This window comes from Sphingomonas sp. PAMC 26605 (genome assembly GCF_000241485.1).
In the GTDB taxonomy this organism is placed as follows: domain Bacteria; phylum Pseudomonadota; class Alphaproteobacteria; order Sphingomonadales; family Sphingomonadaceae; genus Sphingomonas.
Genome location: NZ_JH584241.1, coordinates 3,530,092 through 3,544,860, shown reverse-complemented (window position 1 = coordinate 3,544,860; position 14,769 = coordinate 3,530,092). Strand labels below are relative to the sequence as shown.

Sequence of the window (14,769 nt, the reverse complement as noted above, 5' to 3'; positions counted from 1 at the left end):
CTTGCCAAGCGTCCGCCAGTCACGCCGCCTCGCGGACGGTGCGGAATTCGATGCGCTTGTCGTACGGGCTGCCGACGATCATCCGCTTCACATAGATACCCGGCAGATGGATGCAGTCGGGATCGAGCGAGCCGACCGGCACCACCTCCTCGACCTCGGCGACGCAGATCTTCCCCGCGGTCGCCATCGGCGCGTTGAAGTTGCGCGCGGTCTTGCGGAAGATGAGGTTGCCGCTCTCGTCGGCCTTCCAGCCCTTGATGATCGACAGATCGGCGCGGATGCCGCGTTCGAGGATGAATTCCTCGCCGTCGAACGTCTTCACTTCCTTGCCCTCGGCGACGAGCGTGCCGACACCGGTCTTGGTGTAGAAGCCGGGGATCCCCGCGCCGCCCGCGCGGCAACGCTCGGCGAGCGTGCCCTGCGGGCAGAATTCGACCTCGAGCTCGCCCGACAGATATTGCCGCTCGAATTCCTTGTTCTCGCCGACGTACGACGAGATCATCTTCCTGACCTGGCGCGTGCGGAGCAGCTTGCCGAGCCCTTCGCCGTCGATTCCGGCATTGTTGCTGGCGATCGTCAGGTCCGTGGTGCCGGCGTCGCGGATGGCGTCGATCAGCCGCTCGGGGATGCCGCACAGGCCGAACCCGCCCGCGCAGATCGTCATGCCGTCATGCAGCAGCCCATCGAGCGCGGCGGCGGCGGTTGGGAATAGCTTCTGCATGGCGATCTCCGAAGGCCTGGGGGCGTCCGGTGCTTAAGCATTCCCATGAAATCGGGTCAATCTCCGCGCGCAGACGCACCGCCCCCACTGTCCCTCACGGCGCGGCGACCATCAGCGGCCGGGCAATGTCGTGGTTCCAGACGCCGCCGGCGCCGCCAGCCCCGCGCTGCTCGCCATAGTCGATCAGGCAGGCCATGTAGTTCGGATGGAATTGCTGCGCCCCCGCGGCGCTGTCCTGCTGGCTCCAGGCATCGCAGCTCTTGCCGCGGAACAGATGCGCACCGGGCGGCTCGGCACCGGGCGCGAGCCCCTCGGTGCCGATATAGGCCATCAGCAGACCGCCCTTGGCCACGCCGAACTGCTCGGCCTGCGCGACCGAAAAGCGATAGACCTGGTTCTCGAGCATATCGACCGCGCGCAGCCCGAGCGTCACCGCCGACCATTTGCGCACGCGTTCGCCTTTCTCGAGCCAGGGCGCCTGATAGAGCGCACCGTTGACGATGACCGTGACGCGCCCGCCCTCGGCGCGCCCCTCGAGCCCTGCCAGCGCATCCTGGACGAACACGCCGTCGCGCGTCCCGCCATCGACGAACAGGTCGGCCGCCGCCGGATCGGTGCCGGCGAATTGCAGCGACACGGGCGGTACGCCGGGCGGCACCGATGACGACGCCAGCAGCGCGTCGATATAGCAGCCCTTGATCAGGGTCACGTCGGCGCCGGGCGACAGCGTGCGCTGCGCCAGCCGGGTCAGATCGATCGCATAGCCGGTGCCGTCGTCGACATTGCCGACTCCGATGAACAACGACCGCCCCGCGAGATATTGCTCGCCGACTTCGCGCAGCAGCTTGGGGGTGATCGCGGCCTCGAGTCGCGCGCGCAGCGGCGCGAAGGTGTCGGTCGAGCCATGGCGGAGCGCGGCGAGCAGCCCGCCGCCGCCGGTCGGCTTGAGCAGATCGCCCTCGCTCGCGATCGAATAGGCGAGCACGAGGTCGCCCGGGTTGCTTTGCCCCGGCGTCACCACCCCGGCCATCGGCCCGTCGACCCAGCCATAAGTGCCGCCGCCGGTCTCCTGATTGGCGAGGAACAGGAAGGTGCTCTGTAAGGCCCCGGTGCTGACGCCGGTGACGATCTTATACTCGGGGATGCCGCCGTGCTGCGCCATCGCGTAGAACAGCCCCGCGCCGAACGCGCCGTGCTGGCTGCCGCCGCTGAGGATGAGATAGCGATCGCCGTCCGGTTGTGCGGTAAGCAGCGGGGTCTGCGGCCGGCGCTGCACCGCCGCGCGCATCGCCGCGGCAAAGTCGTCCTGCGCCGGTTCGGGCGCGAGGCCTCTGCTCCGCGCCGTGGCAATCGCATGCGCGTCGATTTCCGAAACGCGGATCGGCGTCGCCGCAAAGTCGCACCCCGCGCGCGCGGCGGGGCGGGGGAGCGAGCAGGCCCCGAGACATGCCGCGGCGAGGATCGTCGTCCAGACCGATATCCATGTGCGCATGATCCGCCCCCGAATCGCCAGGGCGCTCGGTCGGAACCCGACGCCCTGCCGCACCCTACGCCCAAACGCAGGATTTCGCTACGCATCCGACGATACACGAGATGCGGGCCGCCTGCCGGGGAGACGCGTCCGCAATGGCGCGACGTCAGTAGGCCAGCCGCAGACCCGGCCGCGGCCATTCCATGCTGACGAGCTGTCCGGTGCCCGACAGCGTGATATAGGCGGTGCGCATGTCGGGGCCACCCCAGCAGATGTTGGTGGTGAACGGGTCGGGCGTGGCCACGAAATCGACGAGCTCGCCGCCCGGCGAGATGACCGAGATTCCGCTCTCGCCGATCGTCGCGACGCAGATGTTGCCGCATGCCTCGACACCGAGCGAATCGAAGAATTTGTACCCGGCGGGGCGGTAGAGCGGAATGCCGGGGCCGCCGAGCCCGGCGGTCGGATCGACCTCGCCGGGGGCGGTGATGTCGAACGCCATCAGCCGGCAAGTATAGGTCTCGGCGACGTAGAGCCGCTTGCCGTCGGGCGAGAGGCCCACGCCATTGGGGTTCTCGCTCGGGAAGATCACCTCGGCGAGGTGCCGCCCGTCGGCGTGCGAATAGAAGATGCCGGTGACATCGCGCTCGCGCGCGCGGGTCTTGCCGTGGTCGGTAAACCAGAAACCGCCGGCATCGTCGAACACGATATCGTTGGGGCCGCGCAGCGAGCAATGGAAATCGCCGTCCTTGTAAAGCACCTCGACTTCGCCGGTGTCGATGTCGATCCGTTCGATCCGCCCGCCCGAATAATCGGCGGGCTGGCCGTGCGGGACGAGCAGGCCGCTCGGCGTCTCGACATACTCGAAGCCGCCATTGTTGCAGCAATAGAGCTTGCCGTCGGGGCCGATCGCAAGGCCGTTGGGTCCGCCGCCAGGCTCGGCGACCGTCGTCTTGGTGCCGTCGGGATGAACGCGCGTGATGCGGCCCGCTTCGATCTCGACCAGGATAACGCTGCCGTCGGGCATCGCGACCGGGCCTTCGGGAAAGCGCAGCCCGGTCGCCAGGGTGGTGAAGGTCATCGCTCCGCTCCTCTGTTTTCGGGCAGCCTATCGGACCTGCGAGGGCGGGCAAGCCAGCACTTGACTACAGACGTAAACGATATGATTACACACGTAGTCAGTACAGAGAGCGACTCGTGACCGAACGCATCAGCGACGCCGAACATGCCGTAATGGAAGTGTTATGGGACGAAAGTCCGCTCACCGCGCAAGACGTGGCCGAGCGTATTCCGGCGACGCGCGACTGGAGCGCCAATACCGTCAAGACCTTGCTCGGGCGATTGCTCGCGAAGAGCATCATCGGGCATGAACAGGACGGCCGGCGCTATCTGTATCGGCCACTGGTCAAGCGCGAGGATTATGTCGCGGGCGAATCGCGCAAGTTGATGGACCGGCTGTTCGGTGGCAAGCTCAGTCCGCTCGTCGCGCATCTTGCCGACCGCGACGCGCTGACCGCGCAGGATATCGCCGAGATCGAAGCCCTCCTGAAGGAGCTCAAGCCATGACCGAGTGGATCTCGCCAAGCTGGCTGGTCGAGGCGCTGGTCGCCTCGAGCGTGTTGATGGTCGCGGTGCTGCTGCTGCGGCGGCCGGTGCGCAAGGCGTTCGGCGCAGACGTCGCCTATGCGCTGTGGCTGCTCCCGGTGTTGCGGCTCGCGCTGCCGCCGCTGCCGAGCGCGTGGCACGAAGCCGCAGTCGCGCCGATGTTGCGGGTAAGCGAGCAGGTCGGCGTCTTGCTGGTCGACCCCGGCGTCGAAAGCGTCGTCGCGACGAGCCCGACGACGGGGTGGATCGCACCGGCGATCGCCGCGCTGTGGATCGGCGGGACCGTGGCGTTTCTCGTGTGGCATACGGTGTCGCATCACCGTTTCTGTCGGCGGCTGCTCGACGCGGCGGCGCCGCACGCCGCGCTACAGGGCATCCGTGTGATCGAGACGAGCGCCGCGACCGGGCCGCTCGCCTTCGGCGTCGTGCGACGCTATGTCGCCTTCCCGCGCGATTTCGCCGAGCGGTTCGAGGCCGAGGAGCGCGACCTCGCGCTTGCCCATGAACTCGGCCACCACGCGCGCGGCGACCTGCTTGCCAATTGGGTCGCGCTCGTCGTGCTGGCGTTCCACTGGTTCAACCCGATCGCGTGGCGCGCGTTTCGCGCGTTCCGCGCCGACCAGGAGATCGCCAACGACGCGCGCGTGCTCGCGGGCATGAACCCGATGCGCCGCCACACCTATGCCTGCGCGATCCTGAAGGCGGCGCATCCGAGCTTCATGGGCGGCACGGTCGCGGCGACCTGTCACCTCCACACGATCGATGATCTGAAAGGGAGACTGCGGATGCTGACCACGACCAGGACTTCGCGCGCCCGGCTGATCGCGGGGGCGGGGATGCTCGCCCTGCTCGGCGCGGGCGGGCTCGGGCTGACCGCTTCGGGCGCCGCCGCTGCCGCCAAAGTGCGCAGCACTGTCGAGAACGCGACCGGGGTCGATCTCGCCGCGCTCGATCAGGCCGCCGCGGCGCCTGCGCCCGCTGCTGCCGCGATCCCCGCCGTGCCGGCACGGCCGGCGCCACGCCCGCGTGTGCGTATCGAAGCGTCGGATGCTGCCGGTCCGGGGCTGCCGCCCGCGCCCGAGCCGCCGCTGTCACCGTCGAACGGCGGCGATCCGACGCCGCCCGCGCCGCCCGCGCCGCCCGCGCCGCCCGTGCCGCCCGAAGCGCCGGCGCTCGCCGAGGCTGCACCCGGCCGGGGCAGCACCACGATGACGGTGACGGTGACCAAGGATGGCAAGCGCATCGTCCGCTATGGTCGCTACGTGAAGCTGAACCGCGACGGCAGTTCGACGCTGGTCGGCGAAATCGCGCCTATGCCGTCGATGCCGCCCGTGCCCCCCGTGCCCCCCATACCCGCCGTGCCGCCGACGCCGCACGTCGTCGCGCGCACCTGCGGCTCGCATGGGCCAGACGCGAGGATGGTGATCCGGGAACGCGCCGCCGACCGGCAGCGGATCATTATCTGCAGCGACCGGATCGCCGCCGCCAAGGCCCGCGGCGCCGCGCTGGCGGCGAACAGCAAGACGCTGCAGCGCGATGCCTATGCCCATGCGCTCGACGGTCTGCGCCGGTCGCGCGCGAACGTCATGGCGGCAGAGGCGATGTCGGCCGCGCAACGCGCGCGCGCGCTTGCCGGAATCAATACCGCGCTCGCCGAGCTCGAAGCGGATCTGGCGCACGCCAATTAGGCAACCGCCGCACGCCACGACGGGGCGCGCCCTTGCCTTCGCCGGCGCGACCCGCCATTTCGGCGCGATGAGCGAGCAAATCCCCGGCGTGCCCGAGCAGCTCGAGCCCCGCGTCGCCCGCCTGCTCGCGCCCAATCCATCGCCCTTCACGCATACCGGCACGCAAGTGCATCTCGTCGGCACGACCGATCTCGCGGTGATCGACCCCGGGCCCGACGATCCCGATCACGTCGCGGCGATCGTCGCCGCGATCGGCGGCCGGCCGGTGTGCGCGATCGTCATCACGCATACCCACCGCGACCACAGCCCGGGGTCGCGCCCGCTCGCCCGCGCGACCGGCGCGCCGATCGTCGGTTGCGCGCCGCTCGCGCTCGACGATGCCGGGATTCGCGGCGATGCGTCGTTCGATCGCGACTATGCCCCCGACCGCGTACTTGCCGAAGGCGACAGCATCGGCGGGGCGGGGTGGACGCTCACCGCGCTCGCCACGCCCGGCCACACCTCGAACCATCTCGCCTTCGTCCTGCCCGAGGCGCAGGACGGCGCAGGCGCGCTGTTCAGCGGCGATCATGTGATGGGCTGGTCGACGAGCATCGTCTCGCCGCCCGACGGCAACATGACCGCCTATATGGCGAGCCTCGAAAAGCTGCTCGGACGCACCGAACCCATGTATTACCCAGCGCACGGCGACCCGGTGGCGAACCCGCAGCGGCTGGTGCGTGGGATGCTCGGGCATCGCAAGCAGCGCGAGGGGCAGATCCTGCGGGGCTTGCGCGAGACGCCCGCGACGATCGCGGAGATGGTCGCGCGGATGTATGTCGGGATCGATCCGCGGCTGTTTCCCGCCGCCGAGCGCTCGGTGCTCGCGCACCTGATCGACCTGCGCGGCCGCGCGCGCGCCGCCGAGCGGGGCGGCATCTGGAGGCTGACCGTATGAGCTTCATCGGCAAGTTCGCCGCTGCGCTGGCGCTGATCGCGCTGTTCGTGCTCGGTCTGGTGTGGGGCATCGGCGCGCTGGTCGAGCACCGGCTCGCCGGGCCCGATCCGGTGACGATCGCGAGCGGATCGCTCGAAGGCCTGCGCGAGCAGAACCGGCTCTCGGCGTTCGCCGCGCGCTTCGTCGCGGTGTCGACCTCGACCCAGTCGCAATTCGGGCTGCAGGCGAAGAAGACGCTGATCATGCCGGGCCTCGTCGAATATCATGTCGATATGGGCAAGTTGAGCGCGCGCGACGTGACGTGGGACGCCGGCACCAGGACGCTCGGCGTCGTGCTGCCCGCGGTCGAGGCGTCGCCGCCGCAGATCGACCTGACGCAGATCCGCGAATATGGCGAGGGCGGCATCCTGTCGACGATCACCGATGCCGACGCCAAGCTCGAAGCGGCCAATCGCGCCGCCGGGCAGCGCGAACTGGTGCGCCAGGCGAACGGTGCGGTGCCGATCCGGCTCGCGCGTGACGCCACGCGTCGCGCGGTCGAACGCAGCTTCGCGCTGCCGCTGCGCGCCGCGGGATTCGATGCGACGGTTAAGGTACGCTTCGCCGACGAGGCGAAGGACAGCAGCGAAATATGGGATACGACCAAGTCGATCGCCGAGGTGCTCGCCAATCGCTCGTGAACATCGGCTCGAAAAATTGCTTCCGGCAAAGGACAAGCGCCGTGTCCCGATCGCCCGACTGTGCTAAGGCCATTCCACGATTCGTATTCATCGGGGGGTGAGCATGGCAAGTGTTGCGGAGCCGATCGTAGGCGTCAGAAACGACGATCGTTTCTTTCTCGTTATGGCATTTGTCATGGCGGCGACGATTTTCGCCGGCTTTTCGCTCAGTCTCGCACTGGGGCGGTCGAGCTTCGGTTCGCCGCCGATCGTCCATGCGCATGCGCTCGTCTTCATGGGATGGGTCGTGCTGTACGTCGCGCAGAACATTCTCGCTACGCGGGGTTCGATCGCGCTGCACCGGCGGCTCGGCTGGGTCGCGACGGGCTGGGTTGTCGCGATGGTCGTGCTCGGCACGCTCGTCACGATCCGGCTGATCCGGATCGGCCATGCGCCGTTCTTCTTCCTGCCCGTCCAGTTCCTCGTGCTCGATCCCGTCGTCGTGCTCACCTTTGCGGGGCTCACCGCGGCGGCGATCGTGCTGCGGCGCGCGACGCAGTGGCACCGCCGGCTGCATTATTGCGGGATGGCGCTGCTCGTCGGGCCGGCGCTGGGGCGGCTGCTGCCGATGCCGCTGCTCATCCCCTATGCCTATGAAGTCGATGTGGCGGCGGTGCTGGTCTTCCCGCTGATCGGCGTCGTCGCCGATATCCGCCGGTCGGGCGGCGTGCATCCCGCCTGGTGGTGGGGGATCGGCACGATCCTCGCATCGACCGTGCTGATCGAGCTGATCACCTTCAGCGCGCTCGGCGCGACGCTCTATGCGCTGACCGTCGCCGGGTCGCCGGCCGCGGCGGTGCCAGGCTATGCTTTCCCGCCATTCCCCGGAATGCCTTGATCCTGCGCGCGCCCGCGTCCATTTGACAGCCTCCACGACGAGGATCTGACTATGGACGCGCGCAACGGGATCGGCGGGAGCCTGACGGGAGTAGATCTGCGCGCCGAGATCGACCGGCTGCGGACCGAACGCAACGCCGTGATCCTCGCGCATTACTATCAAAAGCCCGAGATCCAGGATCTGGCGGACTTCGTCGGCGACAGCCTCGATCTGTCGAAGAAGGCCGCGGCGACCGACGCCGACGTCATCGCCTTCTGCGGCGTGCGCTTTATGGCCGAGACCGCCAAGATCCTCAGCCCCGACAAGATCGTCGTGCTGCCCGACATGGATGCCGGCTGCTCGCTCGAGGACAGCTGTCCGCCCGACACGTTCGCGGCGTTCCGCGCGGCGCATCCCGATCACATCGCGCTGACCTATATCAACTGCTCGACCGAGGTGAAGGCGCTGAGCGACGTCATCGTGACGAGCTCGTCGGCCGAGAAGATCCTCAGCCAGATCCCGCTCGACCAGAAGATCATCTTCGGCCCCGACAAGAATCTCGGCGGCTATCTGGCGCGCAAGACGGGGCGCGAGATGCTGCTGTGGCCGGGCGTGTGCATCGTCCACGAGGCGTTCAGCGAAACCGAGCTGCTCAAGCTCCAGCTGCAATATCCGGGCGCGCCGATCGCGGCGCATCCCGAATGCCCGCCTTACATCCTCGACCATGCCGATTATGTCGGCTCGACCAGCGGGATCCTCGCCTTCGCCGACACGATGCCCGGCGACACGCTGATCGTCGCGACCGAGCCGCACATCATCCACCAGATGCAGAAGGCCGCGCCGACCAAGAATTTCATCGGCGCGCCCGGCGCCGACGGCAATTGCAACTGCAACATCTGCCCGTACATGGCGCTCAACACGATGGAGAAGCTCTACCTCGCGCTGCGCGACCTGACCCCGCGCGTCGAGATCGAGGAAGGGCTGCGGCTGCAGGCCAAGAAGAGCCTCGACGCGATGCTCGCGATGGCGAGCGGAACGGTCGGGATGGGCGATCTTGGCCCAGTGCGTGTCAGCGGCGACTGATTGAGTTTATGGAAAGCTCGGCGCCGGCATGGTAATTTTCCGGCATGTCGCGCTACTTCTTCCATGTCCAAAATCAGACCTCCTACGTGCGGGATGAGGTCGGGTCGGATCTGGCCTCGCCCGGCCTCGCGCGATCGCGCGCCGCCGACGCCGCGGGCGAGATCCTCACTGCGGATCTTCGCGACGGCCGGACCGAGGTCGCGTTCGATATCGAGGTCGACGATGCCGCGGGAGAACGGCTCTTCACCGTCCACGTCGCCGGCACGGTCGAACTCGATCCGGTCGCGGCCTGAGCGCAGAGCGCGTCAGGCGGTCAGGTGCAGATAGCGCGGATTGAAGTCGCTCGCATCGCGCAAGGCGTCCCAATCGAGGATCGAGATCTGCCGCCGGTCGCGTGAGATCAGGTTGCGAGCGGCGAGCGCGCGGAGCACGCGGTTGACATGGACCGGGGTCAGCCCGACCGCATCGCCGAGTTGCTCCTGCGTCATCGGCAGGTCGAACGCCCGGTTGGTCGTGTCGTTCGCGATATCCAGCCGGACCGCGAGTTCGCACAGCAAATGCCCGACGCGGCTGTGCGCATCGCGCCGCCCGACATTGACGATCCATTCGCGGAAGATCGACGCGCCGATCAGCGCCTCGATCCATAACGCCGCGCCGATCGCGGGTCGCGTCAGCGCGAGCTCGCGCAATGCCGCCGCGTCGATCTCGGCGACATGCGCGCGGGTCAGCGCCTGGACGTTATGGTCCGATTCGGTGAGAAACAGATGGTGCAGGTCGATGAATTCGCCGGGGATTTCGATCGATACGATCTGCCGCGCGCCTTCGCTGGTGAGCTTTTGGCGATAGCAGAACCCCGACAGCAGGAACGCGCAGCGGCTCGGTTGCGCACCCTCACGGACGAGATAGCTCGAGGGTTCGATCGCCCGCGCGGAATAGGGCAAGGAGCGGATCGCAGTCCGATCCTCCTCGGAAACGCGCGCGCGCGACGCGATCCGCCGGATGATCGTCTCGAGAATGGGGTCGAGTTGCATTGGCCCTCCGCCGGGGCGGGAGCGTAAGCATCGCACTGTCGCCTCGGCCGATGTAGCGGGGCTTGCCAGCGCGCGCGTTAGCCCAGGTCGTTTCGCTTTAACCTATCAAATATCAATAATAATTGTCAGCGCCATGCTTCGGTATAGTGGCGTGCGCCACGACGTGATACGATCCTTGCAGCGTCGTCTTCATGGGCAGCGGCGCCGACAAGACGCGTTTTTATCTTGTCTTGCCCGAGGAGCGTATATGCCTCGGTGGTATTTCCATCTCGATCAGGCGGGTGACCGGCTCATCGACCCCGAAGGTGTCGAGATCGCCGATCCGACATCGCTGCGATCGCGCGCCGTGGCGATCGCGCGCGCGCTGATCGCCGAGGACGCCATCGGCGGCGTGCTCCATCTCGATACGCGCTTGTTCGTCGTGGACGAGCGCGGCGCGACGGTGCTCGAAGTGTCGTTTGCCGACGCCGTCGCGCTGATCCCGAAACCCCGCTGAGCGCGGCGGACGCGCGCAATCCTGGCATGACCGCACGGCGCGCTCTATAGCGGCGCGCTTTCCCCACCGCCTGCCGGAGGCCGCCATGCGCTTCACCCTCGACCGCTTCGACCTCGACGCCTTTGTCGCCGCCACGCTCGCCGAGGATCTCGGGCCCGGCGGCGACATCACCTCGGCCGCGGTGATTCCCGCCGACGCGCGTTTCAGCGGCGTGATGGACAGCCGCGACGCGATCGTCATCGCCGGGCTGCCGATCGCCGAGGCGTTCTTCCGCGCACTCGATCCCGCGGTCGAACTCGAGCGGCTGGTCGAGGATGGCGCGCGCGTCGCCGCAGGGAGCCCGGTGCTGCGGCTCCACGGTCTGGCGCGCGCGATGCTCACCGCCGAGCGCTCGGCGCTCAACACGGTGCAGCATCTCTCGGGGATCGCGACGCTGACGCGCGACTATGTCGATGCGATCGCAGGGACCGGCGCGACGCTGCTCGATACGCGCAAGACGATCCCCGGTCTGCGCATGCTCGAGAAATATGCGACGCGGATGGGCGGGGCGACCAACCACCGCATGGGGCTGTGGGACGCCGCGATGATCAAGGACAATCACGTCGCGGTTGCGGGCGGTGTCGGTCCCGCGGTCGCCCGCGCGGTCGCCGCCGGGATCGCGCGGATCATCGTCGAGGTCGATACGCTCGCGCAGATCGAACCCGCGCTCGCCGCCGGTGCGACACACGTGTTGCTCGACAATATGGGCCCGGCGGTGCTGCGCGAGGCGGTCGCGCTCGTCGCCGGGCGCGTTCCGACCGAGGCGTCGGGTGGAGTCCGGCGCGATACGATCCGCGCGATCGCCGAGACCGGGGTCAGCTATATCAGCGTCGGGCGGCTGACCCAGTCGGCGCCGGCGGCTGATCTCGGGCTCGACTTCACTCTGGGATGAGGCATTGCGCTGCCCCGCCGCGGCGTTAGTCTGGGCTAAGGGCTTTGCAGGGGGGAAGATTCGTGGAGCGTCCACACGCGATCGTGCTGTTCGAACGCTGCTATCTCGGCGGCCTCGTCGTCGGGTTGGTCAACACCGCAATGTCGTGGTCCGCTACGATGGCGCGGATGGCCGAACAGCCGGCGGCGGCGCAACTGGGCCCCGCGTTCGGGCAATCGATGCTCATCGGCGTCACCGCGCTGAGCATCGGGATTTCGCTGTTGCTCTGGTATTTCACCGCGCGCCAGGCTTCGGTGGTCACCAAGTGGATCATCACCGGCTTCTTCGTGATCGGCGCGCTCACCTTCCTGGCGGCGGTGGTCAAGGGAACGATGCCACATGGTGCCGGCGGGATCCTCGCGGTGATCGCCTGGGTGCTCAACGCAATCGCGGTGTGGCAATTGTTCAAGCCCGAGAGCAAACGCTGGTTCGGGGAGGACACCGCATGATCCGCATCGCCAAAGCCTGTCTCGTGACGCTGCTGATGCTGCCCGGCATGGCGAGCGCGCAGGCGCTGCAATGCGCGGTGCCGGCGAGCCTGCCGACCCCGCATCCCGAGCTCGCAACGGTGCAACAGCCGCAGCGCGTCCGCCCGATCACCGGCTATACGCTCGCGCTGACCTGGGCGCCCGAATATTGCCACGGCAACGCCAATGACGCGACGAAGAGCTTCGAATGCGGCGGGAGCAATCGCTTCGGCTTCACGCTGCACGGGCTGTGGCCCGATGGTGTCGGGCAGGAATGGCCGCAATATTGCACCTCGACCGCGCTGCTCGCGCCCGAGCTGATCAAGCAGCACGTCTGCGCGACGCCGTCGCCGCAGTTGCTTCAGCACGAATGGGCCAAGCACGGCACCTGCATGGGCACCACGCCTGCCGCCTATTTCGCGCGCTCGAACGGCCTTTACGGCAAGCTGCGCTATCCCGACATGGATCGCCTGTCGCGCCGCCCGCTGACCGCCGGACAGTTCGCCGCGGCGTTCGCGGCGGTCAACCCCGGGGTTCCCGCGGACGCGGTGCGCGTGACGGCGAACAAGAAGGGCTGGCTCGACGAGCTGTGGCTGTGTCTCGACAAGAGCTTCGCTTACGCGCGCTGCACCCCCGGATCGGGCGGATTGACCCGCGACGCCGCCGTCAAGATCTGGCGCGGGCACCGCTAGCCCGCACCGCGGGCTGGCTCAGCCTGCGTCGACCACTGCGGTCGCGGGGTAATGCTTGTCGAGATGGCGCTTGATGAGCTTCAGGTTGCGCGTGTTCGAGCGGAACAGCAGGTCGGGGATCGCACCGACAAACGGCACCGCGCCGAGCACGAAGTCGATCCCGACATTGCCGAACATCCGCGCCATCTGCAGCTTCGACATGCCGAGATTGCGCGCCTCCCACACCATCCACGCGCCCATCGCCGCGCCGACCACGTCGCCGCCGATCGGAATGAGATCGAGGATCACGTCGAGCCCGATCTTGCGATTGATCCCCGGAATCGTGAACAGGCCTTCGAGCAGATGCTCCATCGCCTCGATCCGCTTGCGCACCGCGACCGGATCCTTGCCGGCATAGCCAGCGGCGAACGCCCCGAGGGGCGGCGGAGTCATGCGAGACGTGTTGGCCATGTCACCTCAATTGGGGTCGTTGCGGAGATGGTTCAACGGGTGCCAGGCGCGCGAGTTCCCGGTCCACGCCTTCAGCCCCGCAGCCACCAGTGACCAGCGCAGCGGCCGCGCGAGCGGGATGAACGCGACGTCGCTCGCCAGCGCCGCATCGGCGACGGCGATCTGCTGCGCGCGCAGCCGCGGCGAATCGGCTTCGCGCGCCGCCTCGATCGCATTGGTCGCGGCCTCGCTGCACGGCTGGCACGCCGTCGCGACATACCAGCGACCGCTGTCATAGGGCGCGACCGCGTCGATCAAGCGCAGGTCGGCCGCAGCGTCGGGCGCGACGCGCTCGGGATAGATGCCGAGCGTCAGCAGCGCGGCACCGACATAGCCGAACAGGATCGTCCCGCCGGGGCCGGTCGGCAGCGCGACGCGGAGGTGGATCTCGCCGGGGTTGGCGGTGCGCCATTGCTCGATCCGTGCGCGCGGCGTCGGTTCGTCCTCCGGCGGCGGTTGCGACCAGCTCGGCACTGCGGGCGGGGCGGACGAATCGAGCTGCTCGGGGAGGATCTGGCTTGTGGCTTCCCAGTCCGACGCGATCGCGGCGGTGAAGCCCGCGCGGTCGATCGTGCGCGCGATCGCCGCGCGATTGGCGGGATCGGCGAGCACGCCGCTGCGGTTGACGACGGCGAGCCCGAACAATCCGGCCGCCGGGTCGAAGCGGCGCGCGGCAGGCGCGATCTGCGTCGCCAGCACGAGCGGCCAATCGTCGAAGCTGCCGCCGCTGACGAGCGCCGCCTCGCCGCGTTCGAAGCGGACGATCGCGCGCGCGGCGCGTTCGCCGATCAGGCGGACGTTGGCGGCGGGCGAGGGCTCGACGGCATCGTCGTCGGCAGCGCGCGCGGGGTCGAACGCGGGGCGCAGCAGCACGCTGCGCCGCTGCCGCGCGATCACGCGGAACGGGCCGCTGCCGCTCGGCGGCTGGACGCGGAAGAGCGCGAGTTCGGGCTGAGCGAAGAGTTTGAGCAGATCGGGGCGCGGGCGCTTGAGGCGGATCTCGATGACCTCGGGGGTCATCTCGACGATCTCGTCGATCGCGCTGAGGAAGGGGCGCAATGCGTTGCGCGAGCGCGGCGCGAGTTGCCGGCGCAGCAGCGTGACGACCTCCGCAGCGGTGACCGGTTGGCCGTCGGCCCATTCGCCCGCGCGCAGGCGGAAGATGTAGCTCGTGCCGTTGTCGATCACGCTCCAGCGCTCGGCGATGCCGGGCTCGACCTGACCGGTCGCGTCGAAGCGCACCAGACCCTGGGCGGTGGCGTCGAGCATCAGACGGGCGGGGGTATCGAGCGGGCCACGCGCGGGATCGGCAAGCACCGGGTCGCCGCCGATCGCAGCGACCACGACCGGACCGGTATCGGCGCGCGGCGTGCAGGCGGCGAGCGCGAGCAGCGTGACGAGGGGAAGGCCTTTGTGCTTCGTCGGACGAACGGGGCGGACGGGGGGCATAGGCCTGTCTTGCCATGTGACGCGTGCAAGCGCCATCGCCCAGACCGGTAAAGTCGCGACGGGACCAGGCTTTGCGGACGTTGCAAGCGACACGCCCGCGCATCGGCTATCGAACCGGGTCTCCGAAGCGCGTG

The 14,769-nt window shown here is 68.5% G+C and carries 17 protein-coding genes; 11 read left to right on the top strand and 6 right to left on the bottom strand.

All coding sequences use genetic code 11. The features are described 5' to 3' along the window. Positions 1 to 19 precede the first annotated feature (19 nt). The 3 genes from RH90_RS16490 to RH90_RS16480 all read right to left on the bottom strand — a co-directional run bounded on the left by RH90_RS16490 (position 20) and on the right by RH90_RS16480 (position 3,273). The gene (locus tag RH90_RS16490; protein WP_010187172.1) at positions 20 to 721 is read right to left on the bottom strand and encodes a CoA transferase subunit A; all 702 of its coding nucleotides are present in this window, start codon (positions 719 to 721) and stop codon (positions 20 to 22) included. Positions 722 to 815: 94 nt separating this feature from the next. Next, the gene (locus RH90_RS16485; protein WP_010187170.1) at positions 816 to 2,213 is read right to left on the bottom strand and encodes a patatin-like phospholipase family protein; all 1,398 of its coding nucleotides are present in this window, start codon (positions 2,211 to 2,213) and stop codon (positions 816 to 818) included. A gap of 145 nt (positions 2,214 to 2,358) precedes the next feature. Further along, the gene (locus RH90_RS16480; RefSeq protein ID WP_010187169.1) at positions 2,359 to 3,273 is read right to left on the bottom strand and encodes an SMP-30/gluconolactonase/LRE family protein; all 915 of its coding nucleotides are present in this window, start codon (positions 3,271 to 3,273) and stop codon (positions 2,359 to 2,361) included. Positions 3,274 to 3,389: 116 nt separating this feature from the next. Here RH90_RS16480 and RH90_RS16475 point away from each other — a divergent pair, with 116 nt between their 5' ends. The 7 genes from RH90_RS16475 (at position 3,390) to RH90_RS16445 (ending at position 9,334) form a co-directional block, all read left to right on the top strand. Continuing rightward, positions 3,390 to 3,758 carry a BlaI/MecI/CopY family transcriptional regulator gene (locus RH90_RS16475; protein ID WP_010187168.1) on the top strand — a complete coding sequence of 123 codons (369 nt, stop codon included), beginning with the start codon at positions 3,390 to 3,392 and terminating at the stop codon, positions 3,756 to 3,758. After that, positions 3,755 to 5,485, top strand: coding sequence for a M56 family metallopeptidase (locus tag RH90_RS24620; RefSeq protein ID WP_010187167.1), 1,731 nt, complete (start codon positions 3,755 to 3,757; stop codon positions 5,483 to 5,485). Before RH90_RS16475 ends, RH90_RS24620 begins: the two co-directional genes overlap by 4 nt. Positions 5,486 to 5,552: 67 nt before the next feature. Continuing rightward, positions 5,553 to 6,422, top strand: coding sequence for an MBL fold metallo-hydrolase (locus RH90_RS16465; RefSeq protein WP_010187166.1), 870 nt, complete (start codon positions 5,553 to 5,555; stop codon positions 6,420 to 6,422). Continuing rightward, positions 6,419 to 7,102: a DUF4230 domain-containing protein gene (locus tag RH90_RS16460; RefSeq protein ID WP_010187163.1), complete on the top strand. Its 684-nt coding sequence runs from the start codon at positions 6,419 to 6,421 to the stop codon at positions 7,100 to 7,102. Before RH90_RS16465 ends, RH90_RS16460 begins: the two co-directional genes overlap by 4 nt. Positions 7,103 to 7,277: 175 nt before the next feature. Further along, positions 7,278 to 7,979, top strand: a complete 702-nt coding sequence (locus RH90_RS16455; protein ID WP_232280374.1) for a hypothetical protein — start codon at positions 7,278 to 7,280, stop codon at positions 7,977 to 7,979. A 51-nt stretch (positions 7,980 to 8,030) separates the two neighbouring features. Continuing rightward, the gene (gene nadA, locus RH90_RS16450) at positions 8,031 to 9,041 is read left to right on the top strand and encodes a quinolinate synthase NadA (protein WP_010187159.1); all 1,011 of its coding nucleotides are present in this window, start codon (positions 8,031 to 8,033) and stop codon (positions 9,039 to 9,041) included. A gap of 44 nt (positions 9,042 to 9,085) precedes the next feature. Then, on the top strand, positions 9,086 to 9,334 hold the full coding sequence (locus RH90_RS16445; protein ID WP_010187157.1) for a DUF6894 family protein: 249 nt from the start codon (positions 9,086 to 9,088) through the stop codon (positions 9,332 to 9,334). Between the two features lie 12 nt (positions 9,335 to 9,346). Here the strand turns inward: RH90_RS16445 and RH90_RS16440 are convergent, their stop codons facing one another. Then, positions 9,347 to 10,072 (bottom strand): Crp/Fnr family transcriptional regulator, encoded by a 726-nt coding sequence (locus RH90_RS16440; RefSeq protein ID WP_010187155.1) that lies wholly within the window; start codon positions 10,070 to 10,072, stop codon positions 9,347 to 9,349. A gap of 247 nt (positions 10,073 to 10,319) precedes the next feature. Between RH90_RS16440 and RH90_RS16435 the strand changes: the two genes are divergently transcribed. From RH90_RS16435 to RH90_RS16420, 4 genes are all read left to right on the top strand, one after another. Then, entirely contained in the window at positions 10,320 to 10,568 is a 249-nt protein-coding gene (locus RH90_RS16435; protein ID WP_010187153.1) for a DUF6894 family protein, read from the top strand. Positions 10,569 to 10,653: 85 nt separating this feature from the next. Next, the gene (gene nadC, locus RH90_RS16430) at positions 10,654 to 11,499 is read left to right on the top strand and encodes a carboxylating nicotinate-nucleotide diphosphorylase (protein ID WP_010187151.1); all 846 of its coding nucleotides are present in this window, start codon (positions 10,654 to 10,656) and stop codon (positions 11,497 to 11,499) included. 62 nt (positions 11,500 to 11,561) lie between these two features. After that, positions 11,562 to 11,987, top strand: coding sequence for a hypothetical protein (locus tag RH90_RS16425; RefSeq protein ID WP_010187149.1), 426 nt, complete (start codon positions 11,562 to 11,564; stop codon positions 11,985 to 11,987). Then, positions 11,984 to 12,697: a ribonuclease T2 family protein gene (locus RH90_RS16420; RefSeq protein ID WP_010187147.1), complete on the top strand. Its 714-nt coding sequence runs from the start codon at positions 11,984 to 11,986 to the stop codon at positions 12,695 to 12,697. The genes RH90_RS16425 and RH90_RS16420 overlap by 4 nt, the downstream gene beginning before the upstream one ends. An 18-nt stretch (positions 12,698 to 12,715) precedes the next feature. Here RH90_RS16420 and RH90_RS16415 read toward each other — a convergent pair whose 3' ends face one another. Both RH90_RS16415 and RH90_RS16410 read right to left on the bottom strand, forming a co-directional pair. Beyond that, the gene (locus tag RH90_RS16415) at positions 12,716 to 13,129 is read right to left on the bottom strand and encodes a DUF4112 domain-containing protein (protein ID WP_010187145.1); all 414 of its coding nucleotides are present in this window, start codon (positions 13,127 to 13,129) and stop codon (positions 12,716 to 12,718) included. Positions 13,130 to 13,153: 24 nt separating this feature from the next. Next, complete coding sequence (locus RH90_RS16410) at positions 13,154 to 14,635, bottom strand: ABC transporter substrate-binding protein (protein WP_010187143.1); 1,482 nt, start codon at positions 14,633 to 14,635, stop codon at positions 13,154 to 13,156. Between the last annotated feature and the right edge of the window lie 134 nt (positions 14,636 to 14,769).

What these genes read in the sequence shown, in the direction of transcription:
- RH90_RS16490 (WP_010187172.1), bottom strand. Translation starts at nt 721, where the DNA reads ATGCAGAAGCTATTCCCAACCGCCGCCGCCGCGCTCGATGGGCTGCTG.
- RH90_RS16485 (WP_010187170.1), bottom strand. Translation starts at nt 2,213, where the DNA reads ATGCGCACATGGATATCGGTCTGGACGACGATCCTCGCCGCGGCATGT.
- RH90_RS16480 (WP_010187169.1), bottom strand. Translation starts at nt 3,273, where the DNA reads ATGACCTTCACCACCCTGGCGACCGGGCTGCGCTTTCCCGAAGGCCCG.
- RH90_RS24620 (WP_010187167.1), top strand. Translation starts at nt 3,755, where the DNA reads ATGACCGAGTGGATCTCGCCAAGCTGGCTGGTCGAGGCGCTGGTCGCC.
- RH90_RS16465 (WP_010187166.1), top strand. Translation starts at nt 5,553, where the DNA reads ATGAGCGAGCAAATCCCCGGCGTGCCCGAGCAGCTCGAGCCCCGCGTC.
- RH90_RS16460 (WP_010187163.1), top strand. Translation starts at nt 6,419, where the DNA reads ATGAGCTTCATCGGCAAGTTCGCCGCTGCGCTGGCGCTGATCGCGCTG.
- RH90_RS16455 (WP_232280374.1), top strand. Translation starts at nt 7,278, where the DNA reads ATGGCGGCGACGATTTTCGCCGGCTTTTCGCTCAGTCTCGCACTGGGG.
- nadA (WP_010187159.1), top strand. Translation starts at nt 8,031, where the DNA reads ATGGACGCGCGCAACGGGATCGGCGGGAGCCTGACGGGAGTAGATCTG.
- RH90_RS16445 (WP_010187157.1), top strand. Translation starts at nt 9,086, where the DNA reads ATGTCGCGCTACTTCTTCCATGTCCAAAATCAGACCTCCTACGTGCGG.
- RH90_RS16440 (WP_010187155.1), bottom strand. Translation starts at nt 10,072, where the DNA reads ATGCAACTCGACCCCATTCTCGAGACGATCATCCGGCGGATCGCGTCG.
- RH90_RS16435 (WP_010187153.1), top strand. Translation starts at nt 10,320, where the DNA reads ATGCCTCGGTGGTATTTCCATCTCGATCAGGCGGGTGACCGGCTCATC.
- nadC (WP_010187151.1), top strand. Translation starts at nt 10,654, where the DNA reads ATGCGCTTCACCCTCGACCGCTTCGACCTCGACGCCTTTGTCGCCGCC.
- RH90_RS16420 (WP_010187147.1), top strand. Translation starts at nt 11,984, where the DNA reads ATGATCCGCATCGCCAAAGCCTGTCTCGTGACGCTGCTGATGCTGCCC.
- RH90_RS16415 (WP_010187145.1), bottom strand. Translation starts at nt 13,129, where the DNA reads ATGACTCCGCCGCCCCTCGGGGCGTTCGCCGCTGGCTATGCCGGCAAG.
- RH90_RS16410 (WP_010187143.1), bottom strand. Translation starts at nt 14,635, where the DNA reads ATGCCCCCCGTCCGCCCCGTTCGTCCGACGAAGCACAAAGGCCTTCCC.